General features: G+C 63.7%; 17 protein-coding genes. 4 read left to right on the top strand and 13 right to left on the bottom strand.

The genetic code is table 11. The features are described 5' to 3' along the window. Nucleotides 1-2: 2 nt before the first annotated feature. Genes FJ960_RS19205 through FJ960_RS19185 form a run of 5 tightly spaced genes read right to left on the bottom strand, consistent with a single transcriptional unit; the run spans nucleotide 3 to nucleotide 4,801 of the window. Entirely contained in the window at nucleotides 3-1,082 is a 1,080-nt protein-coding gene (locus tag FJ960_RS19205; protein ID WP_140716090.1) for an imelysin family protein, read from the bottom strand. After that, the gene (locus FJ960_RS19200) at nucleotides 1,082-2,683 is read right to left on the bottom strand and encodes a di-heme oxidoredictase family protein (RefSeq protein WP_140716088.1); all 1,602 of its coding nucleotides are present in this window, start codon (nucleotides 2,681-2,683) and stop codon (nucleotides 1,082-1,084) included. Before FJ960_RS19200 ends, FJ960_RS19205 begins: the two co-directional genes overlap by 1 nt. Nucleotides 2,684-2,695: 12 nt before the next feature. Further along, complete coding sequence (gene bfr / locus FJ960_RS19195) at nucleotides 2,696-3,181, bottom strand: bacterioferritin (protein ID WP_027142053.1); 486 nt, start codon at nucleotides 3,179-3,181, stop codon at nucleotides 2,696-2,698. Beyond that, entirely contained in the window at nucleotides 3,147-3,458 is a 312-nt protein-coding gene (locus FJ960_RS19190; RefSeq protein ID WP_140507681.1) for a (2Fe-2S)-binding protein, read from the bottom strand. The genes bfr and FJ960_RS19190 overlap by 35 nt, the downstream gene beginning before the upstream one ends. A 53-nt stretch (nucleotides 3,459-3,511) precedes the next feature. Then, the gene (locus FJ960_RS19185; protein WP_140716086.1) at nucleotides 3,512-4,801 is read right to left on the bottom strand and encodes an imelysin family protein; all 1,290 of its coding nucleotides are present in this window, start codon (nucleotides 4,799-4,801) and stop codon (nucleotides 3,512-3,514) included. 430 nt (nucleotides 4,802-5,231) lie between these two features. Here FJ960_RS19185 and FJ960_RS19180 point away from each other — a divergent pair, with 430 nt between their 5' ends. Beyond that, nucleotides 5,232-6,485, top strand: coding sequence for an FAD-dependent oxidoreductase (locus tag FJ960_RS19180; RefSeq protein ID WP_140716084.1), 1,254 nt, complete (start codon nucleotides 5,232-5,234; stop codon nucleotides 6,483-6,485). A 116-nt stretch (nucleotides 6,486-6,601) separates the two neighbouring features. Here the strand turns inward: FJ960_RS19180 and FJ960_RS19175 are convergent, their stop codons facing one another. Continuing rightward, entirely contained in the window at nucleotides 6,602-7,879 is a 1,278-nt protein-coding gene (locus tag FJ960_RS19175) for a 4-aminobutyrate--2-oxoglutarate transaminase (protein ID WP_140507689.1), read from the bottom strand. A 219-nt stretch (nucleotides 7,880-8,098) separates the two neighbouring features. Between FJ960_RS19175 and FJ960_RS19170 the strand changes: the two genes are divergently transcribed. Genes FJ960_RS19170 through FJ960_RS19160 form a run of 3 tightly spaced genes read left to right on the top strand, consistent with a single transcriptional unit; the run spans nucleotide 8,099 to nucleotide 13,397 of the window. Further along, nucleotides 8,099-9,232, top strand: a complete 1,134-nt coding sequence (locus tag FJ960_RS19170) for an efflux RND transporter periplasmic adaptor subunit (protein ID WP_140716082.1) — start codon at nucleotides 8,099-8,101, stop codon at nucleotides 9,230-9,232. After that, entirely contained in the window at nucleotides 9,229-10,299 is a 1,071-nt protein-coding gene (locus tag FJ960_RS19165) for an efflux RND transporter periplasmic adaptor subunit (protein WP_140716080.1), read from the top strand. Before FJ960_RS19170 ends, FJ960_RS19165 begins: the two co-directional genes overlap by 4 nt. After that, a complete protein-coding gene (locus FJ960_RS19160; protein ID WP_140716078.1) occupies nucleotides 10,296-13,397 on the top strand; it encodes an efflux RND transporter permease subunit in 3,102 nt (1,033 codons plus the stop codon). Before FJ960_RS19165 ends, FJ960_RS19160 begins: the two co-directional genes overlap by 4 nt. A gap of 53 nt (nucleotides 13,398-13,450) precedes the next feature. Here the strand turns inward: FJ960_RS19160 and FJ960_RS19155 are convergent, their stop codons facing one another. From FJ960_RS19155 to recR, 7 genes are all read right to left on the bottom strand, one after another. Beyond that, nucleotides 13,451-14,212 carry an ABC transporter ATP-binding protein gene (locus FJ960_RS19155; protein WP_140716076.1) on the bottom strand — a complete coding sequence of 254 codons (762 nt, stop codon included), beginning with the start codon at nucleotides 14,210-14,212 and terminating at the stop codon, nucleotides 13,451-13,453. Beyond that, nucleotides 14,209-15,054 (bottom strand): ABC transporter ATP-binding protein, encoded by an 846-nt coding sequence (locus tag FJ960_RS19150; protein WP_140507699.1) that lies wholly within the window; start codon nucleotides 15,052-15,054, stop codon nucleotides 14,209-14,211. The genes FJ960_RS19155 and FJ960_RS19150 overlap by 4 nt, the downstream gene beginning before the upstream one ends. Continuing rightward, on the bottom strand, nucleotides 15,051-15,977 hold the full coding sequence (gene nikC, locus FJ960_RS19145; RefSeq protein WP_140716074.1) for a nickel transporter permease: 927 nt from the start codon (nucleotides 15,975-15,977) through the stop codon (nucleotides 15,051-15,053). Before nikC ends, FJ960_RS19150 begins: the two co-directional genes overlap by 4 nt. A 190-nt stretch (nucleotides 15,978-16,167) precedes the next feature. Then, a complete protein-coding gene (locus FJ960_RS19140; protein ID WP_140716072.1) occupies nucleotides 16,168-17,229 on the bottom strand; it encodes an ABC transporter permease in 1,062 nt (353 codons plus the stop codon). A gap of 18 nt (nucleotides 17,230-17,247) precedes the next feature. Beyond that, nucleotides 17,248-18,891, bottom strand: a complete 1,644-nt coding sequence (locus FJ960_RS19135; RefSeq protein ID WP_140716070.1) for an ABC transporter substrate-binding protein — start codon at nucleotides 18,889-18,891, stop codon at nucleotides 17,248-17,250. Nucleotides 18,892-19,152: 261 nt separating this feature from the next. Continuing rightward, complete coding sequence (locus FJ960_RS19130; protein WP_246672876.1) at nucleotides 19,153-20,436, bottom strand: lytic murein transglycosylase; 1,284 nt, start codon at nucleotides 20,434-20,436, stop codon at nucleotides 19,153-19,155. A 26-nt stretch (nucleotides 20,437-20,462) separates the two neighbouring features. Next, nucleotides 20,463-21,068, bottom strand: a complete 606-nt coding sequence (recR, locus tag FJ960_RS19125; protein ID WP_027142068.1) for a recombination mediator RecR — start codon at nucleotides 21,066-21,068, stop codon at nucleotides 20,463-20,465. Between the last annotated feature and the right edge of the window lie 33 nt (nucleotides 21,069-21,101).

Raw genomic sequence — 21,101 nt, 5'->3', positions numbered from 1 at the left:
GCTCAGTCCCCATCCAGCGACGAGAAGCCGGCGGTCAGGCTGAATTCGGCGGTCAGCCTGGTGCCGATCAAGGTCGACAGGCTGGAGGTGATCAGGGCGAAATGCTCGAGTTTTTCACGCAGCGCCGGATCGGCGAGCGCCTTGTCGATCGGGCCCTGGACGGCCTTGGCGGTCGCCACGCCGTTGACCAGTTGGATGTGGATCGATTCCGCCATCCAATGCGCATCCGGCGGCAGCGCGTCGCCAAGCTTCGACAGCTGGAACAGCGCATCGACGCCGGCCAGATTTCCAGCCAGCGCATTGGCGGTGTTTTGCGAACGCCAGTAGATCGCCTGTTTTGGCTTGTCGGCATCGGGTCTAGCGCCCAGAAAACCCTTCAGGCGCACATCGCGGACCATTTCCAGCTCGTTGATGAAGACGCCGACCAGTTCGGTGACCGCCTCGTCGCCATCGCGATAGAGCGCATTTTGCGGCCCCGGATTGGCCCAGAGTGCGGCGAAACCGTCCGGTTTGCTCCAGGCCGCGCTGACGTCGGCGGCGATGATTTCGATGTTGCCGGCAACGGCCGCACCATAGGCGCAGCGATAGGGTTCGTCCTTGCCCGTCAAGACATCGGCGCCGTCGCCGTAAAGCACGAATTCCAGCGCGCCGAGCCCCTGCATGGCAACGCTCTTGCCGGCGAGCTGGACAGGGTCGGTGGCGGCTGGATCCTCGTCCGACAACGCCGCCTGAACCTGTTTCAGACCGATGCTCTTGCGGTCCGGCCAGAACAGCATGCGCTCCAGCCTGTTGTTCTCCTTGATCGGCCCAAAACCGATGATCTCGGCCGATGACCAGGCATGGATGGTGGCCGAAAATTCGGCCCGCGCCGCATCAAGCTCCCCTTGCGACGGCGCCTCGCAGAGCTTGTGCATCGCTTTCACGAGGGCTTCCGTATGCTGGTGCAGGTCCTCATAGGCCGGTCGGACAAAGCCGTCGATCGCACGCTGGATGACGTCAGAGGCTTTCACCGCGGCCGATGCGGGCAAGGCCCCCAGCAGGGCCAATGGGAGAACGAGGACCAGCGCGAAACGCTTCGGCATCAAAGTGACTCCAGGAATTTGACCAATGCATCGCGCTCGGTGGCGCCGGTGGCGGCAAAGCGGTCGCGCGCCTTCTGCGCCTCGCCACCATGCCACAGGATAGCCTCGACCAAAGAGCGCGCACGGCCATCGTGCAGATAGAAGGAATTGCCGTTGACCGTTTCGGTGAGGCCGATGCCCCATAGCGGCGGGGTGCGCCACTCATTGCCGGTCGCCTCGCCCACGGCCTGGCCATCGGCAAGATCCGGCCCCATGTCGTGCAGCAGGAAATCGGAATAAGGCCAGATCAACTGGAACGCCTGCGCCTTGTCAGGCGCATCGCGACGGGTGACGAATTTCGGCGTGTGACAGGCGACGCAGCCGATTTCGTAAAAGACCTTCTTGCCGGCGAGCACATCAGGCGAAGCGAGGCCGCGCCGCGCCGGCACAGCCAGGTTCTGTGAATAGAAGGTGACGAGATCCATTACCGGCGCCGGCGCCTCGGCCGGGCCGAGGCGCGCCTGCACGCCGTTGGGCATTGCGAGGCATCTTTCCTGCGCGGCGGTGCAATCACCCCAGTGTTTCGGCTCTTCCGGCGTCGAGATGCCGATATCGCCGGCAAAGGCATCCGCGGCCTGCTGGCGGATCGACGCCGCCTGCGCCTTCCAGCCGAAACGGCCAAGCGTCAGCTCGCCGCTTAGGTCATCACGCACGATGTTCGGCTTGCCGGAGATGCCATCGCCGTCCCTGTCGTCCGGGTCGGCATGGGCCACAATGTCGGCCGGCGCAATCTGTTCGATCAGGCCAAGGCCAATCATCGGCGGAGTCAGGCGCGGCGACAGCGTGGTGCGCGGATCGAGCGGCCCATAGGCAAGATCGTCGACCGCGTAGGTGGGTTTGCGCAGGGAAATGACGGTGCCGTCCGTCAGTTCCACCTTACGTTCCTTATAGCCGACTCGCATCCTGCCTTCACCCTTGAGGCCAGGGACGGCCAGTTCCTGCAACTGCGTGCCATAGACCGGGTCCGGAAGATTGAGCAGCCTGTGGTCGGCGAGCGCCGCCTTCTCTTCCGCGCTGCTTGCGTCACGCGCCAGCCGCAGGAACATCGAGGTGGTGCCGGCATCGCCTTGCGGCGGTCGGCCGCGGCCATCCTTCAGATGGCAGTTCTGGCAGGCGCGTTCGTTGAACAGGGGCCCAAGCCCATCCGAGGCCTGCGTCGAGGATGGCGACGACACCCAGTTCTTGCGGAAAAGCGCGTTGCCGAGCTTGAAGGTGCCTTCTTCCTCGAAGCTGATGTTGGCTGAGGATTGCGAGAAGGAATCACGGCTGACGTCCTTCCGCGAGGTGCCGGCGCCACCTTGCATCAGTTCGAAAGGCTCGGGTTTGGAGAAATCCGTGGTCGGCCTGCTGACGGCGGTGACGCGCGCCTGATCCTTGGCATTGAGATCGGTGCGCGTGGTGGCGAGGCCGGCCGGTTGAAGGTCGCCGGCGATCGCGGAGGGTGTCAGCGCCAGCACCAGAATAAGGCCACGCCGACCAGCCGGTATCGCTGGCGTTTTCCGAAGGCGCAGCGGACCCTTGGCCCGCCGCAAGCGGCGCAGGACGTCTAAGAGGCGCCGCATTCCCGCATATCCTTAGTCCGCCTCGTCCGCCGATGCGGCGTTGAGCTGGCCGTACTTCTCCTCGCCGATCGAGGCAAGGAGGTCGAGCTGCGTCTCGAGGAAGTCGATGTGGCCTTCCTCGTCGGTCAGCAGTTCCTCGAACAGTTTCATCGATACGTAGTCGCCCGCTTCATCGCAAATTTCGCGCGAGCGCTTGTAGGCAGTGCGCGCGTCATATTCACCGGCAAGATCGGATTCGAGCACTTCCTTGACGTTCTGGCCGATGCGCAGCGGCGCCACGGACTGAAGGTTGGGATGGCCTTCAAGGAAGATGATGCGGGCCACGAGCTTGTCGGCGTGGTGCATCTCCTCGATCGATTCCGCACGCTCCTTCTTGGCCAGCTTGGCGTATCCCCAATCCTCGAGCAGACGGAAATGCACCCAATATTGGTTGACGGCGCCGAGTTCCAGAAAAAGAGCCTCGTTAAGCCGCTCGATGACCTGTGGTTCGCCTTTCATGGGTTCTGCTCCCGTATTGAACGCGCAGGCCTCTGACGCGATCCAGATGTGAAACGATGTCCACGCCGCTCGCCTGCGAGCGGGCGTGGTAGTTCTCGGTGACCCGAATGATCGTTTCGACCACATTTGGGAAGCAGCCGCAACACCGACCCCGTTTGTGCATGGCGTGATAGACTTTTGCCGGCACGATGAGTTGCCAGGGATCCTGATCCAGCAGGCCGATGATCGTCTGCTCGATCTCCTTCTCGGTGATGATGTTGCAATGGCAGATCAGCATTTCGTCGCTCTGGCTGACGGTGCCGGTGCGGCGCCGTTTGGCTTGGGGTAGGCCTACTTGAACACCTTGTCGGGTGCGTCGAGGCTGTCGGAACCTTCGAAGGCAATGGCGTTCAACTTCAATGAACCGACCGCGCGCTCGATCGACTTGGTCTGGTCGATCAACGCGTCGATCGCCGCCTGAACGGTGGCATTGCCCGCCGTATTGCCTTCGGCGATCTGCTGGTCATAGGCCTCGCCGGCCTCGGCGCGCGCCTTGATCGCCTCCATCCTGGCGACGGTGACATCGAGTTTATCAGTCAATTCCTTGTCGATCGCCGGATCGGCGACCTTGACCATATCGGACACCGAGGGACCTGAAACGACGGTGCCATCAAGCCTGGTATAGCTGGCATGGTAAGCGGCGCGGATGCCGACGGCATCATAGAGATGGGAATTGTAAGTGTTGTCGGAGAAGCAGTCATGCTCCTCTTCCGGGTCATGCAGCAGCAGGCCGAGCTTCATGCGTTCACCCGCCAGTTCGCCGTAGGAGAGCGAGCCCATGCCCGTGAAGATGACCGAGATGGCGGTGTTCGGCTCGCCATCGAGCAGGTTCTTGCGCGCGGCGCCGTCTTCCTTCCAGTCGTCGACCATCTTCTGCAGATCGGAGACCAGGAGGCCTGTCGCCGACTTCAGGTACTCTGCGCGGCGGTCGCAATTGCCGCCGGTGCAATTCTTGAGATCGTAGTCGGTGTAGGGGCGCTCGCCGGCGCCCGGGCCGGTGCCGTGCAGGTCCTGACCCCAGAGCAGGAATTCGATCGCGTGATAGCCGGTGGCGACATTGGCTTCGACGCCGCCGGCCTGTTGGAGCGTGCCGGACAGGAATTCCGGCGAAAGCTTCGACGCATCGACCTTCTTGCCGTTGATCTCAATCTCCTTATTGGCGATCACATTGGCGGTATAGAGAGAATTCGCATCGGACTCGGTGCCGTAGCTCTTGGCGACATAGTCGATCAGGCCTTCGTCCAGCGGCCAGGAATTCACCTCACCTTCCCAGTCATCGACAATCTTGTTGCCGAAGCGGTAGACCTCGGTCTGCTGGTAGGGCACGCGCGCCGCCTTCCAGGCGTCGCGGGCAGCATGAAGCGTTTCCGCCGACGGGTTGGCAAGCAGTGCGTCAACCGCCTTGTCGAGCGCCTGCGCCGTGGTCAGCGAATCCTCATATTTGGCAAGCCCGATATCCGCGTAAGTCTTGATGACCGCCTTCGCGTCGGTTTCCGCCCTGGCAGGCAGCACGAATACCGCTGCCGTCAGCAGCGCCGTGGCGCCGATCGCCGCCAGCCTGCCGCCATATCGTGCTGTCATTATCGCTCTCCAGTTCCTCGGAAATTTTCTAAGCGGCGCGCGCGCCAACCCACGCCAGGCCACATTCATGCCATTGGGCGCAAGACATGCCGCGTGATCACGCGGCTCAGGGAAGAAAGACACCAAAATGCCTCCAATCGAACGGGTTCAAGGCCCAGACATCAAAGGAATGCGCCAATGCGCGAGCTTCCTTAAAGCTTCGAGTCCGATGAAAGTCAATGGGAATTGCTGGAAAACATAATCGAAACAATAGTTTAGAATTATTCTAAACTGCAATAGTCAACTTTATGCGCCCGTTGCGCCGGCATTGCACCGAACTGTACGATTGACAGTCGCCGTCCCGGGTGCGACCCGCAAACCCTCTCTTGCGGCGGCGCCAGACAATTGCCACTTGGCAAGACGTCCTAGGATCGAGCGGGATCGGAATGCGATGAAGAACGGCGTGGTCATTGTCGGTGCGGGTCACGCGGGCGTGCAGGCGGCCGCCAGTCTGCGCGAGGATGGCTATGACGGGCCGGTGATCCTGGTCGGCGACGAGAACGAACTGCCCTACCACAAGCCGCCGCTGTCGAAGACCTTCATCAAGGATGCCGGAGCCAAGCCTCAACCGCTTCGGGGCGAGACGTTCTACACCGGCAGCGCCATTGACTACCGGCCGGGGATGCGGATCGAGCGCATCGATGCCGGCCGCCATAGTCTCGACATTGCCGGCGGCGGCGTACTTGCCTTCGACCATCTGATCCTGGCGACCGGATCGCGCCCGCGCGCCCTGCCGCTGCCCGGCGCGGATCTGTCTGGTGTGGTGTCGCTGCGCTCGCTGGCCGATGCGCGGCTGATCCGGGAGTTGAGCGCGCGGAGCGAAGACATCGTTATCCTCGGCGGCGGCTTCATCGGGCTGGAGATCGCCGCGACGCTGCGGGCGGCCGGCCGCACCGTGACGGTCGTCGAAGCCGTCGACCGGCTGCTCGGCCGCGCCGTGGCGCCGATGGTGGCGAGCCATGTCCGGCAAAGGCTGGAAGCGACAGGCGTGCGCATCCTCACCGGAACCTCGATTTCAAGGCTCGAAGGCGAAAACGGCCATGTCACGGCCGCGATCACCTCGTCAGGCGAAAGGCTGCCGGCGCGCATGGTCGTGGTCGGCATCGGCGCCGTGCCGAATGTCGAACTGGCGCAAGCCGCGGGCCTTGCCGTCGCCAACGGCATCCGCGTCGATCACCAGATGCGCAGCTCGGCGCCGGAGATTCTGGCCATCGGCGATGCCGCCTCCTACCGGCACTGGTTCACCGGCGGTGAGGTGCGGCTGGAATCGGTGCAGAACGCCACCGACCAGGCGCGGCTTGCCGCCCGGACAATTACCGGTCACACCGACGCCTACTCGGCGGTGCCATGGTTCTGGTCCGACATCGGGGACATGAAGCTGCAGATGGTCGGCCTGACCGCCGGCGGCGACAGCCATGTCGTGCTGGGCGACCTGCCCGACAACAAATTCTCGATCTACCACTATGCCGGCGACCGGCTGCTCGGCATCGAATCCGTCAACCGCCCCGGCGACCACATGCTTGGCCGCAAGATGCTCGGCGCCGGTTTTTCGCCAACGCCGCGGACGGTGGCAGTGGGTCCCGAGGGGTTGAAGGCGGCTCTGGCTGCCTTTCAGCAGAATGAGCCGGCAACAGCTGCGGGATAGCCGCCCTCCCCTTGTTGTGGGAGGGTCGCTGCGAAGCAGCGGCGGGGTGGGGTCGGCGCCAAGCCCCCCACCCGGACCTGCGGTCCGACCTCCCCACGAGGGGGAGGTAACGTGGTTCAGGCGGCGCAGACTTCGCGGATCGAGCTTTCCAGAATGTCGAGCGCTTCGTTCATGACCTCGTCCTGGATGGTGATCGGCGCCAGGAAGCGGATGACGTTGCCGTAGACGCCGCAGGTCAACAGGATCAGACCCTTGTCGAGCGCCTTCAGGCGGATCGCATTGGCGATCTCGGCCGACGGCAGGCCCTTCTTGGCGTCGTTGAACTCCACCGCGTTCATGAAGCCCAAACCCCTGATGTCGACAATCTCGGGCACGTCGTCACGGATCGACTGCAGACGCTGCTTCAGCCTCGCACCCAGCGTGTTGGCGCGGTCGCAGAGCTTTTCGTCCTCGATGACGTCAAGCACGGCATGTGCCGCGGCGACGCCGATCGGGCTGCCGCCATAGGTGCCGCCGAGGCCGCCGGGGCTGGGCGCATCCATGATCTCGGCGCGGCCGGTTACCGCCGACAGCGGGAAGCCGCCGGCGAGGCTCTTGGCCATGGTGGTGATGTCGGCCGCCACCTCATGGTGGTCCATGGCGAACATCTTGCCGGTGCGGGCAAAGCCGGTCTGCACTTCGTCGGCGATGAGCAGCATGCCGTGCTGGTCGCAGAGCTTGCGCAGCGCCGTCAGGAGTTCACGCGGCGCGTCGTAGAAGCCGCCCTCGCCCTGAACCGGCTCGATGATGATCGCGGCGACGCGGGCCGGATCGACATCCGCCTTGAACAGCTTGTCGAGCGCGGCCAGCGAATCGGCGACCGAGACACCATGCAGTTGCACGGGGAACGGCACGTGGTAGACGTCGCCCGGCATGGCTCCGAAGCCAACCTTGTAGGGCACGACCTTGCCGGTCAGCGCCATGCCCATGAAGGTGCGGCCGTGGAAGCCGCCGCCAAAGGCGATGACGGCCTGGCGGCCGGTGGCGTTGCGAGCGATCTTGATGGCATTCTCCACCGCCTCGGCGCCGGTGGTGACGAAGATGGTCTTCTTCTCGAACTTGCCGGGCAGCATGGCGTTCAGCCGTTCGGCCAGCCGCACATAGCTTTCATAAGGCACGACCTGGTGGCAGGTGTGGGTGAAGCGGTCGAGCTGCGCCTTGACTGCCTCGATCACCCTGGGATGGCGGTGGCCGGTGTTGACGACGGCGATGCCCGAGGAGAAGTCGATATAGCGGCGGCCCTCGACATCCCAGATTTCCGAATTTTCAGCCCGATCGGCGTAGATCTGCGTGGTCATGCCGACGCCGCGCGAGATCGACTGGTTCTTGCGTTCGGAAATGGCGGAGTTCTTCATGATGTCCCTTACCGGGCCGGCGCCCGTTCTGTTTGATGTCGTTGAATTCCCCTTCTGGCCTTATTTCAGATTTTCCTCAAGTCGGCACCGTCACCGGGTCGATTGGGCCTGACTTAACCAGTCCGGCGATTCACCGGTTTCCTTTTCTTCGGGATCGATTATCCTCCTGATATCCGGGAGGGGATCGCGATCAGCGACCGGCGCGCGACCGAGGGAATCATGAGCAGGAACGCGACATCGTCCATCTCGCCGCGATCCGCCAAAACTCCCCCTTTGTCTTGTCCAGCCGCTTCGATTCTCGCCTGCACGGCCCTGGTGCTGCTCGCCGGTTGCCAGAAGCAGGAGGCGGCGGAAAAAAAGCTGCCGGTCATGGTGCGCACCGAGACGGTGGCGATGGCCGATTATGCGCCGAGAACCTCGCTGACCGGGGTGATCGCGGCGCGTACGTTGAACAATCTTTCGTTCCGGGTTGGCGGACGCGTCGCGGAGCGGCTTGTCGATGTCGGCCAGCATGTCGATCAGGGGACAGTGCTTGCCCGCATCGATCCGCAGGAGCAGGAATCCGATCTGCGTTCGGCGCAGGCCGATCTCGATGCCGCGCAGGCGCAATTGACACAGGCCGCGGCCACTTTCGAGCGGCAAAAGACGCTGCTTGCCCAGGGCTTCACCACCAGGCGCGACTATGACGTGGCCGACCAGACGCTGAAGGTGGCGCAAGGCAGCGTCGATGCCGCGCGGAGCGCGCTCACCAATGCCCAGCAGAACCTGTCCTTCACCGAACTCAAGGCCGGTGCGGCCGGCGTGATCACCGCCCGGCAGGTCGAAACCGGCCAGGTGGTGCAGGCGGCGCAGACCGTCTTCACCGTCGCCGAGGATGGCGACCGCGACGCGGTGTTCAATGTGCAGGAGACGCTGGTCGCCAGGACGCCGGACTCTCCGGCGGTGACGATCACGCTGTTGTCCGACCCGCAGGTCAGGGCAACAGGCAAGGTGCGCGAAATCTCGCCGGCGGTCGACCCGGCTTCAGGCTCGATAAGGGTCAAGGTCGCCATTCCCGACACGCCCGCCGGCATGCCGCTCGGGGCAGCCGTGATCGGCTCGGTCGGCGCCAAGCCGGCGAAGGCGATCCTGTTGCCTTGGCAGGCCCTGACATCCAGTGCCGGCAAGCCGGCGGTCTGGATCGTCGATCCCGCGTCCAAGGCAGTCGCGACGACGCCGGTGGAGGTGCTGGCGTTCGATTCGGGTACCGTCGTCATCGCCAAGGGACTGAACGAAGGCCAGAGCGTCGTTACATCAGGCGGGCAATTGCTCAGCCCCGGCCAGACGGTCGAGATATCGGGAGCGGCGCAATGAAGCGGCTGCTACCCGTCCTGCTTGGCCTTGCCGCGCTTGCCGCCTGTTCGAAATCGGACGAGAAGCCGCCGGAGATCGTCCGGCCGGTGCTGTCGGTGGTGGTCGAGCCGCGCACCACGCAAACCTTCGGTTTCGCCGGCTCGGTCGAACCGCAAGTCAGCGCCGATCTTGCCTTCCGCCTGCTCGGTCGCGTCGTCTCGCGCGACGTCAAGGTCGGCGACATCGTCAGCAAGGGCACGACGATCGCGGCACTCGACCCAACCGCGCTGGAGTTGGCCGTCCAGGCGGCCAAGGCCGAACTCTCCAATGCCGAGGCGCAATTCGCCAATGCCGCCGCCAGCGAGGAGCGCCAGCGCCAGTTGCTCACGTCCGCCAATACGTCGCAATCGGTCTTCGATGCCGCGCAGCAGGCACGCAAAGCCGCGGAAGCCAGTGTCGAGCGGGCCAAGGCTTCGCTGGCCAAATCCCAGGAGCAACTCGGCTATGCCAGGCTGTTCTCGGATTTCGATGGCGTCGTCACCGCCGTCGGTGCCGAGGTCGGCCAGACGGTCTCACCCGGGCAGACGGTCGTCACTGTGGCGCGCTCGGACCCGCGCGAGGCAGTCGTCGACATTCCCGACCAGTTGACCGGCGATCTAACGGCCGGCACGCCGTTCCATGTCATCCTGCAGTCGCTGCCGACAATTCAGACCGAGGCCAAGCTGCGCGAGATCGCGCCCCAGGCCGAGGGCTCGACCCGAACGCGCCGCGTCAAGCTGACGCTGACCGATCCGCCGCAGGCCTTCAGGCTCGGCTCGACGGTAACGGCGATCCGCATGACCAAGGTCGGACCAAGGATCGAGCTGCCCATCTCGGCTTTGCTCGACAAGAATGGTTCCGAAAAAGTGTGGATCGTCGACCCGCAGACCTCCAGCGTGAGCATGCGCGATATCAAGGTCGCGTCGAAGGCCGGCGGCACCTTCACGGTGGCCGAAGGGCTCGAAGCCGGGATGCGCGTCGTCACGGCGGGCGTCCACAACCTGAGCGAGGGCCAGAAGGTCAAAGTGCCAGAGGGAGGGGCCTCATGAAAGGCTTCAATCTCTCCGACTGGGCGCTCAACCACCGCTCGCTGGTCTGGTATTTCATGCTGGTCTTCGTGGTGGCTGGCGTGTTTTCCTATCTCAATCTCGGCCGCGAGGAAGATCCGGCCTTCACCATCAAGACCATGATCATCCAGGCCAACTGGCCGGGCGCATCGGTCAATGAAACGGTGCGGCAGGTGACCGACCGCATCGAGAAGAAGCTCGAGGAACTCGACAGCCTCGACTACACCAAATCAGTCACCACAGCCGGCCAGACTGTCATCTTCGTCAACCTGAAGGACACCACCAGGGCGCGCGACGTCGTGCCGAACTGGCTTCAGGTGCGCAACATGGTCAACGACATCAAGGCGCAATTTCCGCAAGGCGTGCAAGGCCCGTTCTTCAACGACCGCTTCGGCGATGTCTACGGCAACATCTATGCCTTCACCGCAGACGGGCTGACACAACGTCAATTGCGCGACTATGTGGAGGATATCAGGACAAAAATCCTGACCGTGCCCAATGCCGGCAAGGTCGATCTGGTCGGCGCGCAGGACGAGGCCATCTATCTCGAATTCTCGACGCGCCAGATAGCGGCGCTTGGCCTCAACCAGCAGCAAATCGTCGCCAGCCTGCAGGCGCAGAATGCGATCACGCCGTCCGGCGTGATCCAGTCCGGGCCGGAGCGCATCAGCGTGCGCGTCGGCGGCCAATTCACTTCCGAGGAGAGCCTGCGCGCCATCAATCTGCGCGTCAACGATCGGTTCTTCCGGCTGAGCGACGTGGCGACGATCACCCGCGGTTACGTCGACCCGCCGACGGCCTTGTTCCGCTTCAACGGCCAAAACGCGATCGGGCTTGCCATCGGCATGAAGCCCAATGCCAATCTGCTCAAATTCGGCGAGGCACTGCACGAGGAGATGAACAAGGTGCTGGCCGACTTGCCGGTCGGCGTCGGCGTGCATCTGGTCGCCGACCAGCCTGTCATCGTCGAGGAGGCGGTCTCGGGTTTCACGCGTGCGCTGTTCGAGGCGGTGGCCATCGTGCTCGCTGTGTCGTTCATCAGCCTCGGCATGCGCGCCGGCTTCGTCGTGGCGCTGTCGATCCCGCTGGTGCTGGCCATCACCTTCACGGTCATGGAGTATCTGGGGATATCGCTGCAGCGCATTTCACTGGGCGCGCTGATCATCGCGCTCGGACTGCTGGTCGACGATGCGATGATCGCGGTCGAAATGATGGTGGCGCGGCTGGAGGTTGGTGACAATCTGCGCAAGGCGGCGACCTATGTCTACACCTCGACCGCCTTCCCGATGCTGACCGGCACGCTGGTGACGGTCGCAGGCTTCATCCCGATCGGGCTCAACTCGAGTGCTGCCGGCGAATACACCTTCACGCTGTTCGTCGTCATCGCCGTATCGCTGCTGGTGTCATGGATCGTGGCGGTGCTGTTCGCGCCGCTGCTCGGTGTCACCATCCTGCCGGCGACAATGAAGACCAAGCATCACGACCGGCCGGGCCGCTTCACGTCGCTGTTCCGGCGCGTGCTTGTCGGCTCGGTGCGCCGGCATTGGCTGACGATCATCGTGACCGTGCTTCTGTTCGCTGCCTCGATCGCCGGCTTCGGCCTAGTGCAACAGCAGTTCTTCCCGCCTTCCGACCGGCCGGAGCTGATCGTCGACTGGAACCTGCCTCAGAACTCCTCGATTGCCGAAACACGCGACCAGGTGGAGCGCTTCGAACAGCGGGCGCTGGTCGGCAATCCCGACATCGACCATTTTTCCTCCTATATCGGTCAGGGCGCGGTGCGCTTCGTGCTGGCCTATGACGTGCAGCCGGCCAACCCCTATTTCGGCCAGACGGTGATTGTCACCAAGAGCATTGAGGCGCGCAACCGGGTGAAGCCGGCGCTGGAGAAGTTGCTGCGCGCGGAGTTTGTCGGCACCGACGCCTTCGTCAAGCCGCTTGAGCTCGGACCACCGGTTGGACGGCCTGTACAGTACCGCGTCGGCGGCCCTGACATCCAGACGGTTCGAGAACTGGCGCAGCAATTCGCCGGCGTGATCTCAGCCAATCCGAAGCTCGCAGCACCGACCTTCGACTGGAACGAACCGCAGCGTGTGCTGAGGGTCGACGTACTGCAGGACAAGGCGCGCCAGCTCGGCATCACCTCGTCCGACATCGCCAGCACGCTGAACAGCACGGTGGGCGGCGCGACCATCACACAGGTGCGTGACGCGACATACCTCATCAACGTCGTGGCACGTTCGCGCGAAGCCGAGCGCGGCTCGATCGAGACGCTGCAGAACATCCAGCTGCCGACCGGCAATGGCGAGGCGATCCCCCTCGCCGCGGTCGCCAATTTTCGCTACGATCTGGAGCAGCCCACCGTCTGGCGGCGCGACCGCATCCCGACTATCACGGTGCGCGCCGGCTTGGTTGGCGACGTACTGCCGGCGACCGTCGTCAACGAGTTGAAGCCGTCGGTCGACGCCTTCATCGCCAAGCTGCCGCCTGGCTATTCGGTCGAGACCGCCGGCTCGGTCGAGGAAAGCGCCAAGAGCCAGGGACCAATCGCGGCCGTGGTGCCGCTGATGCTGTTCGTCATGGCGACCATCCTGATGGTGCAGTTGCAGAGCTTCCAGCGCCTGTTCCTGGTGGTGGCGGTGGCGCCGCTGGGCCTGATTGGCGTTGTGGCGGCCCTGGTGCCAAGCGGCGCGCCGCTCGGCTTCGTCGCCATCCTCGGCGTGCTGGCGCTGATCGGCATCCTGATCCGCAACTCGGTCATCCTGATCGTCCAGATCGAGGACCTTGTCGCCGGGGGCAGGGATCGCTGGGCCGCGGTCATCGAAGCGACAGAGCACCGCATGCGGCCGATCGCGCTGACCGCCGCCGCGGCCAGCCTGGCCCTGATCCCGATCGCCCGCGAAGTGTTCTGGGGGCCGATGGCCTACGCGATGATGGGCGGCATCATTGCGGGTACCGCAATCACGCTGCTGTTCCTGCCGGCGCTTTATGTGACGTGGTTCAGGATCAAGGAGCCGAAAGACGCGGCGGAAGGCGAAGCGCAGCAGGATGAGGTCCTGCCGGAGAGCGGAGCGGCCTGAGGCGGGAAATACACTTTGCGTCGGACAACTATCGTCGCGTCGGACAACTATCGTCAAACTTGATCGGAGGCGGTTCTCACAAACCCGTCGCTCGCCCTGAGCAAGTTGCGCGTATAGTCCTTCGTCACGCGGCGCTCGACGAGGTCGTTCGCCACCAGATTCTCCACCGCCTCGCCGCCCTGCATCACCATCAGCCGCTCGCACATGTGGGTGATGATGGCGAGGTCGTGGCTGACCATCAGGAAGGTCAGCTTGCGCCGCCGGCGGACTTCCTCCAGCAGGTTGAGCACTTCGGCCTGAACCGAGGCGTCGAGCGCCGAGGTCGGCTCGTCGAGCAGCAGGATCGAGGGCTCGAGGATGAGCGCGCGCGCGATCGCCACGCGCTGGCGCTGGCCGCCCGACAATTGGTGCGCATAACGGAAGCGAAAACCGTTGCCGAGGCCGACCTCGTCGAGTGCGCGTTCAATCCGCTTTTCGCCATCGGCAAAGCCGTGGATGGCAAGCGGCTCCTGCAGCAGGCGGTCGACGGTCTGGCGCGGATGCAGCGAGCCATACGGATCCTGAAAAACCATCTGCACTTCGCGGTAAAAAGCCTTGTCGCGGCGCGTGCCGAGCGTCTTGCCGTTGACGGTGATGCTGCCCGAGGCGACCGGCGCAAGGCCGGCTATGGCTCGCAGCAGTGTCGATTTGCCTGAGCCGGATTCACCGACCAGGCCGAAGGATTCACCGGGCTGCACATCGAGGCTGACGCCCTTCAACGCGCGGAAGCGGTCGAAGATCACCTCCAGCCTGTCGACGGCAATCGCGGAAGTCATGCCGCCCACTCCGGCTTGCGGTCGAGCACCGGCAGCGGGTGACGGTCGGCGCCGATCTTGGGCATGCAGTTGAGAAGGCCGCGCGTGTAGGGATGCTGCGCCTGGCTGAGTTCCGAAGCCTTGAGCTGCTCGACCACTTTGCCGGCATACATGACGATGACGCGGTCGCAGAAGGACGAGACCAGACGCAGATCGTGCGAGATGAAGATCAGCCCCATGCCGCGCTCTGCGACCAGCCTGTCGAGAATGCCGAGCACGTCGAGCTGCACCGTGACATCAAGCGCCGAGGTCGGCTCGTCGGCGATCATCATTTCCGGCCCGGCGATCAGCATCATGGCGATCATGGCACGCTGGCCCATGCCGCCGGACACTTCGTGCGGATGCAGGTCGAAGACACGTTTGGGATCGCGGATCTGCACCGCCTCCAGCATGGCCAGCGCGCGCTCGCGCGCCTCGGCCTTGCCGACCTTTTCATGGGTGCGCAAAGTCTCGACGATCTGGCGGCCGATGCTCATCACCGGGTCGAGCGAATATTTCGGATCCTGCAGGATCATGGCGATGCGGTTGCCGCGCAGCGCCCGGCGTTGGCGTGGCGAGACGCCGAGCAGGTCGATGCCGTCGAAGGTCAATTTGCTGGCTGATATCCGGGCCTGCGGCGGTGTCAGGCCCATGATGGCGCGGCCCGTCTGCGACTTGCCCGAGCCGGACTCGCCGACAATGCCGAGCCGTTCGCGGCCGAGCGAAAAGGAGACGCCGCGCACCGCCTCGATCATGCCGGTACGGGTCGGAAAGGTGACGCGCAGATCATCTACCTCAAGCAGTGTCCCCGTCTGGCCGCTCATTGGTCACTGCTCCGGGGATCGAGTGCGTCGCGCAGGCCGTCGCCAAGCAGGTTGAAGCCGAGGCTGACGATGAGGATGGCGAAGCCCGGCGCACCGGCCACCCACCATTGGTCGAGCACGAAGCGGCGCCCCGACGCGATCATCGTGCCCCATTCGGGCAGTGGCGGCTGCGCGCCAAGGCCGAGGAAGCCGAGGCCGGCGGCGGTCAGGATAATGCCGGCCATGTCGAGCGTGACGCGGATGATCAGCGAGGAGATGCAGAGCGGCATGATGTGGCGCAGCACGATACGGAAGGGCGAGGCGCCCATCAGTTGCACCGCCTTGATGTAATCCGAATTGCGCACGGTCAGCGTTTCCGCGCGGGCAATTCGGGCATAGGGCGGCCAGGAGGTGATGGCGATGGCGAGCACCGCGTTCTCGATGCCGGGACCGAGGGCGGCGACAAAGGCCAGCGCCAGGATCAGCTTGGGGAAAGCGAGGAAGATGTCGGTGATGCGCATCAGGATGGCATCGGTCCAGCCGCCGGCGTAGCCGGCGACGGTGCCGACCAGAAGACCGATGGGAGCCGCGATGATGGCGACCAGAATGACCACATAGAGGGTCCAACGCGAACCGTAGAGAATGCGCGAAAGGATGTCGCGGCCGAGGTCGTCGGTGCCGAACCAGTGTTGCGCACTCGGCGCCAGCAGCCGCGCGTTCTTCAAGTCACCGAAGGTCGGCGAATACGGCGCCAGCACACCGGCAAGGGCGGCGACGAGCAGCAGGGCGATGATGATCAGCAGACCGACAAAGGCCAGACGATTGGCGGAAAAGCGCCGCCACGCGACATAGGCGCGACCGAGCCTTGCCTGCATGCGCGATGCCGGCCGCTCCGACAGCAACCATGCGCGACGGGAGAAGGGGCGGGCGTCGGAGACGGTCATGACGATGCCCCTTGAAGCTGTCGACCCCCGCTCCGGTCTGCTTCGCAGACCACCTCTCCCCGGTTCGACGGGGGAAAGGAAAGGCGCCAAGCATGCGGCCGCCTTTTCCTCTCTCCCTGGCAGGGGGAGAGGTGGCCCGAAGGGCCGGAGTGGGGGTGACTAGACGCAGCCAAGCCCGAAATACCTCTACTCATCCTGTCTTGGTCCTCGGATCGAGCACACGGTAGAGCAGGTCGGACAGAAGGTTGATGCCGATGAACACCGAGCCGATGACGATGGTACCGCCGAGCACCGCGTTCATGTCGGCGTTCTGCAGCGAGTTGGTGATGTAGAGGCCGATGCCCGGCCAGGAGAAGACGGTCTCGGTGAGTACCGAGCCCTCGAGCAGCCCGGCATAGGACAGCGCGATCACGGTCACCATCGGCACGGCGGCATTGCGCAACGCGTGGCCCCAGATGATGCGCGTTTCCGACAGGCCCTTGGCGCGCGCCGCGACGACATATTCCTGGGCGAGCTCATTGAGCATGAACGAGCGCGTCATGCGGCTGATATAGGCGAGCGAGAAATAGCCGAGCAGCGAGGCCGGCAGGATGATGTGGCGGAAGGCATCGTAAAAGACGTCCCACTGTCCCTGCATCGCGGAGTCGAGCAGGTAGAAACCGGTGATCGGCGTGAAAGTGTATTCGTAGACGATGTCGAGCCGTGCAGGGAAGGCCACCCACTGCAGCTTGGCGTAGAACAGCACCAAAGCCAGCAGACCCAGCCAGAAGATGGGTACGGAATAGCCGATCAGGCCTATGATGCGCACGATCTGATCGATGAGACTGCCGCGTTTGACCGCGGCCAGCACCCCGAGCGGCACACCGAACAGCGCGCCGATCAGTGTCCCCAATGTCGCAAGTTCCGTCGTTGCGGGAAGAGCGCGGCGGATGTCGGTCATGACGGGGTTTGTGGTCAGCACCGAGATACCGAAATCGCCGCTCAGCGCGTGTTTCACATAGATATAGAACTGCTCGATCAACGGCAGGTCGAGGCCCATCTCGCGGCGCGTGCGCTCCACGACATTGGCGGGTGCCCGGTCGCCCAGAACGGCGAGCACCGGGTCGATCGGGATGACGCGGCCAATGAAGAAGGTGACCGCGAGAAGACCAAGATAGGTGGTCACCGCAATGACCAGGAAACGGCCGAGCGATGATGCAAGGGCGACGGCGCGGGCGCTGCCGCGCCCGCCCTCGTTTTCAATCGCGCTCATGCGGCGTGTCCGCGAACACTATTCCTTGGAAACCGGCCCGACGAAGTTGGTGTCGAAGCTCGGACCGAGCGCGAAGCCTTTGAGGTTCTTGCGCAGACCCGCGACTTCCAGCTGCTGGTGGATGATGACGAAGGGGCTGGTGTCGAGAATCTTTTTCTCAAGATCCTTGTACATATCGGCGCGCTTGCCTGAATCCTTCTCCAGGAGTGCCGCTTCCGTTTCCTTGGTCAGATCCGGAATGTCCCAGCTATTGCGCCAGGCGAGCGTGTGGGACTTGCCTGCATCCGAATTGTCCGGATTCGAGGCAAAGGTCTGCGCGTTGGAGTTCGGATCGAAATAGTCCTGGCCCCAATTGCCTATATAAATGTCGTGGTTGCGGGCGCGGTATTTGGTCAGCGTCTGCTTGCCGTCACCCGGAATGATCTCCAGCTTGATGCCAGCCTGGCCGAGCGTCTGCTGGATCGATTCCGCCATGCCGGTGGTCGGCTGGCCGGTGCGTACATCCATCGTGACGCTGAAGCCGTCGGGCAGGTCTGCCTTGGCCAGCAGTTCCTTGGCCTTGGCGACGTCGAGCTTGAACGGGTTTTCGTCCAGTTCGCCGAGCACGCCCTTGGGCAGGAAAGTTTGGTGGATTTCGCCAATGCCCTTGAGGATGGTCGAGCTCAAGGCATCATAGTCGACAAGGTATTTGAAGGCCTGACGGACCTCGGGTTTGGCGAGGTTCGGGTTCTTCTGGTTGAGGCTGATGTAGTAGACGGTGCCTTTCGGCGCGCTGGTGGTGGTGAGGTCGGCGTTCTTGGCGATGGCGTCGAGGTCATTCGGCTCGAGATTGCGGGCAACGTCGATGTCGCCGGCTTCAAGCGCCAGGCGCTGGGCCGAGCTTTCCTTCATGTTGCGGTAGATGACGCGGGCGAGCTTGGCCTTTTCGCCGTAATAATTGTCGTTGCGCTCCATGACGACCGCCTCGTTGGCACGCCATTCACGCAGCTTGTAGGCGCCCGAGCCGGCATAGCCTGTCTTCAGCCAGGCATTGCCGAAGTCATTATCCCATTTGTAGTCGGCGCTCGGTGTCACCGCCGCGACATGTTCCTTGACCAGCTTGGCGTCGACAACGGAGGCGACGGTGGCCGACAGGCAGTTCAGGACGAAACTTGGCGCGTAAGCCTTGTCGACGGTGAACTGGAAGGTGGTGTCGTCGACCGCCTTGGCCTTTTCAGTGACGTTGTCGCCGCTGATGCCGAACTGATCGATGATGAAGGCCGGGCTCTTGTCCAGCTTGACGGCACGCTCGAACGACCAGGCGACGTCGGCGGCGGTAATCGGGTTGCCGGAAGCGAATTTCAGGCCCGGCTTGAGCTTGAACGTATAGGTCAGGCCATCGTCGGAGACGGTCCAGCTTGCGGCGAGGTCGGGCTTGACCTTGGAGGTGTCGCTGAGGTCGAGGCGGACAAGAAGGTCATAGGTGTTGCCGGTGACTTCGGCGGTCGACAGCTCGAACGCCTCGCCCGGATCCATCGAGATGATGTCGTCGATGGCAAAACCTTCGACAAGCGTGTCGGCGGGCGTGACCGCGCCAGCCGGCGCGCCGGCCAGAAGCAGCGCCGACACCGCGGCGCCCGCAAGCAAGGTGCGGGATCGTAGAGCAAGCTTTTCCATCATCATGATGATTGTTCCCTGTTTTGTTGTTTGTTGACCTGAGTTCCCGGCTCAGGGTTGCGGTGTTCTTTCAAGGCTCGACGAGAGCCTCTGAGCCACCAACGTCGTGGTTTTTGTCCAGTTGGTCAATACCTTATCCGGCGACACCCGGCCCGGCAACGAGGATTTGCGAGACAGCCTCAGTGGAGCAGAATGCACGGCGGCGTGTCGACGCATGCGCGGCCAAATGACGCCGCGGATCGTGAAAAATCTGCTAAAATTTCGAAGCTATTTCAGCGCGGCGACCAGACCGGCATCAGGAAAACAGGTGGCCGCCTGACCATTCTTTTCCTGCCATCTGCCGATCGAGCGGCGGGTCTTGAAGCCCGGCAGGCCGTCGGCGCTGCCAACATCATAGCCCTTGGCTTCAAGGGTCCGCTGCAAGGCGGCGATATCGGAGCGGTGGAGATCGCCGACCGGACCCCAGTTACCGGAAAAATTCTGATCGCCATGGGCAATGCGGTCGGCGCCGTGGCCGATGAACAGCGCATAGAGGTCGCTGGTGTTGTATTCCTTCAGCACGTAGAAATTGGGGGTGGCGATGAAGGCCGGGCCGCTGCGGCCGGCCGGCATCAGCAGGAAGCCTTCCGTCTTCAGCTCGCTCGCCGGGAACGCTTTGCCGCCCACGCGCTTGATGCCCATGGCGGCCCATTGCGAAATCTTTTTGCCCTGGTCCGGGCCTTCCAGCGAACAGGAGACGCTCTCGGGAACGGTCACCTCGAAACCCCAACCGCGTCCCCTCACCCAGCCATAATGGACAAGGTAATTTGCGATCGAGGCCAGCACGTCAGGCGTCGAATTCCAGATGTCGACGCGGCCGTCGCCGTCGAAATCCACAGCATGTTTCAGGAAAGAGGTCGGCATGAATTGCGGCTGGCCGAGCGCGCCGGCCCAGGACGATTTCATCGCGCCGACCGGGGCCAGCCCGCGTTCGACGATTTCCAGCGCCGCCAGCAGCTCGGTGCGGAAGAAATCCTTTTTCGTCGACATGAACGCCTTGGTGCCCAGCACCTCGAAGGCGTCGTAGGGCATCTTCGCCGCGCCGAATCCGGTCTCGCGGCCCCAGATCGCCAGAAGGATTTCACCCGGCACGCCGTAACGCTTTTCGATCGCGGCAAGCGTGCGGGCATTGGCGGCTTCGCGGGTGCGTCCACCCGATGTCACCGCACGAACCGTCTTCTCGGCAAAATAGGCGCCGGGCGAACCGAACTCGGCCTGGTGCTGCTTTTGCGGCGTCTTCGGCTTCTCGCCTGGCAAGACAAGGTCAGGGAGATCGAGATTGGGCTCGATGCCGGTGAACGCGGCGTCGAACGTGCTTTTGGAAATGCCTTTCGCCTTGGCGTCGGGCCAGAGGTCGGATTGGAGCCATGCGCGGAACTGGTCGTCGATCTTGGCGGCGGATGCGGGGATGGTGAGGAGGACGGCGAGGAGTGCGGCCAGAAAGGAAAGGAAAGCCAACCTGAGAGGTTGGCGGGCGTGCACCACCTGCCTCGAAAGATGCGTGACGGTCATCGTGCGCATCCTCTCCGCCGATCTGGTCAAAACGCCGTGCGCGAGCGCAGCGCGGCGGCCAGAGTACCTTCGTCGAGATAGTCGAGTTCACCGCCGACCGGCACGCCGTGCGCCAGACGCGTTATCTTGACCTCGAAGCCGGAGAGCTGATCGGTGAGATAGTGCGCGGTGGTCTGGCCCTCGACCGTCGCGTTGACGGCGAGGATGACCTCCTTGACCTCGCCGCCGGCTATGCGGTCGACCAGCGAACGGATGTTGAGCTGATCGGGGCCGATGCCGTCGAGCGGCGAAAGCGTGCCGCCGAGCACATGGTAGCGCACATTCATCGCCGCCGCCCGCTCCAGCGCCCAGAGATCCGAGACGTCCTCGACGACGATCAGGGTGGCGGCATCGCGGCGTGGGTCCGTGCAGATCATGCAGGGGTCCGAGGTGTCGACATTGCCGCAGGTCGAGCAGATGCGCACCTTGTCGGCGGCCTCGCCCATGGCGGCGGCGAGCGGCGACAGCAATTGTTCCTTCTTCTTGATCAGGTGCAGCGCCGCGCGCCTAGCTGAACGGGGGCCAAGCCCCGGCACCTTGGCCAGAAGCTGGATCAGGCGTTCAATCTCGGGACCGGCGATTCGCTTGGACATCGCACTGATCTAGGATTTTTCAGAGCGGTTTGA

This window comes from Mesorhizobium sp. B2-3-11, from assembly GCF_006442215.1.
Classification (GTDB): Bacteria; Pseudomonadota; Alphaproteobacteria; order Rhizobiales; family Rhizobiaceae; genus Mesorhizobium; species Mesorhizobium salmacidum.
Note: the sequence above shows the minus strand (reverse complement) of the source record. Positions and strands in the feature narration are given on the sequence as shown.

Coding starts and splice junctions, on each gene's coding strand:
- FJ960_RS19205 (WP_140716090.1), bottom strand. CDS start 1,082: ATGCCGAAGCGTTTCGCGCTGGTCCTCGTTCTCCCATTGGCCCTGCTG.
- FJ960_RS19200 (WP_140716088.1), bottom strand. CDS start 2,683: ATGCGGCGCCTCTTAGACGTCCTGCGCCGCTTGCGGCGGGCCAAGGGT.
- bfr (WP_027142053.1), bottom strand. CDS start 3,181: ATGAAAGGCGAACCACAGGTCATCGAGCGGCTTAACGAGGCTCTTTTT.
- FJ960_RS19190 (WP_140507681.1), bottom strand. CDS start 3,458: ATGCTGATCTGCCATTGCAACATCATCACCGAGAAGGAGATCGAGCAG.
- FJ960_RS19185 (WP_140716086.1), bottom strand. CDS start 4,801: ATGACAGCACGATATGGCGGCAGGCTGGCGGCGATCGGCGCCACGGCG.
- FJ960_RS19180 (WP_140716084.1), top strand. CDS start 5,232: ATGAAGAACGGCGTGGTCATTGTCGGTGCGGGTCACGCGGGCGTGCAG.
- FJ960_RS19175 (WP_140507689.1), bottom strand. CDS start 7,879: ATGAAGAACTCCGCCATTTCCGAACGCAAGAACCAGTCGATCTCGCGC.
- FJ960_RS19170 (WP_140716082.1), top strand. CDS start 8,099: ATGAGCAGGAACGCGACATCGTCCATCTCGCCGCGATCCGCCAAAACT.
- FJ960_RS19165 (WP_140716080.1), top strand. CDS start 9,229: ATGAAGCGGCTGCTACCCGTCCTGCTTGGCCTTGCCGCGCTTGCCGCC.
- FJ960_RS19160 (WP_140716078.1), top strand. CDS start 10,296: ATGAAAGGCTTCAATCTCTCCGACTGGGCGCTCAACCACCGCTCGCTG.
- FJ960_RS19155 (WP_140716076.1), bottom strand. CDS start 14,212: ATGACTTCCGCGATTGCCGTCGACAGGCTGGAGGTGATCTTCGACCGC.
- FJ960_RS19150 (WP_140507699.1), bottom strand. CDS start 15,054: ATGAGCGGCCAGACGGGGACACTGCTTGAGGTAGATGATCTGCGCGTC.
- nikC (WP_140716074.1), bottom strand. CDS start 15,977: ATGACCGTCTCCGACGCCCGCCCCTTCTCCCGTCGCGCATGGTTGCTG.
- FJ960_RS19140 (WP_140716072.1), bottom strand. CDS start 17,229: ATGAGCGCGATTGAAAACGAGGGCGGGCGCGGCAGCGCCCGCGCCGTC.
- FJ960_RS19135 (WP_140716070.1), bottom strand. CDS start 18,891: ATGATGATGGAAAAGCTTGCTCTACGATCCCGCACCTTGCTTGCGGGC.
- FJ960_RS19130 (WP_246672876.1), bottom strand. CDS start 20,436: ATGACCGTCACGCATCTTTCGAGGCAGGTGGTGCACGCCCGCCAACCT.
- recR (WP_027142068.1), bottom strand. CDS start 21,068: ATGTCCAAGCGAATCGCCGGTCCCGAGATTGAACGCCTGATCCAGCTT.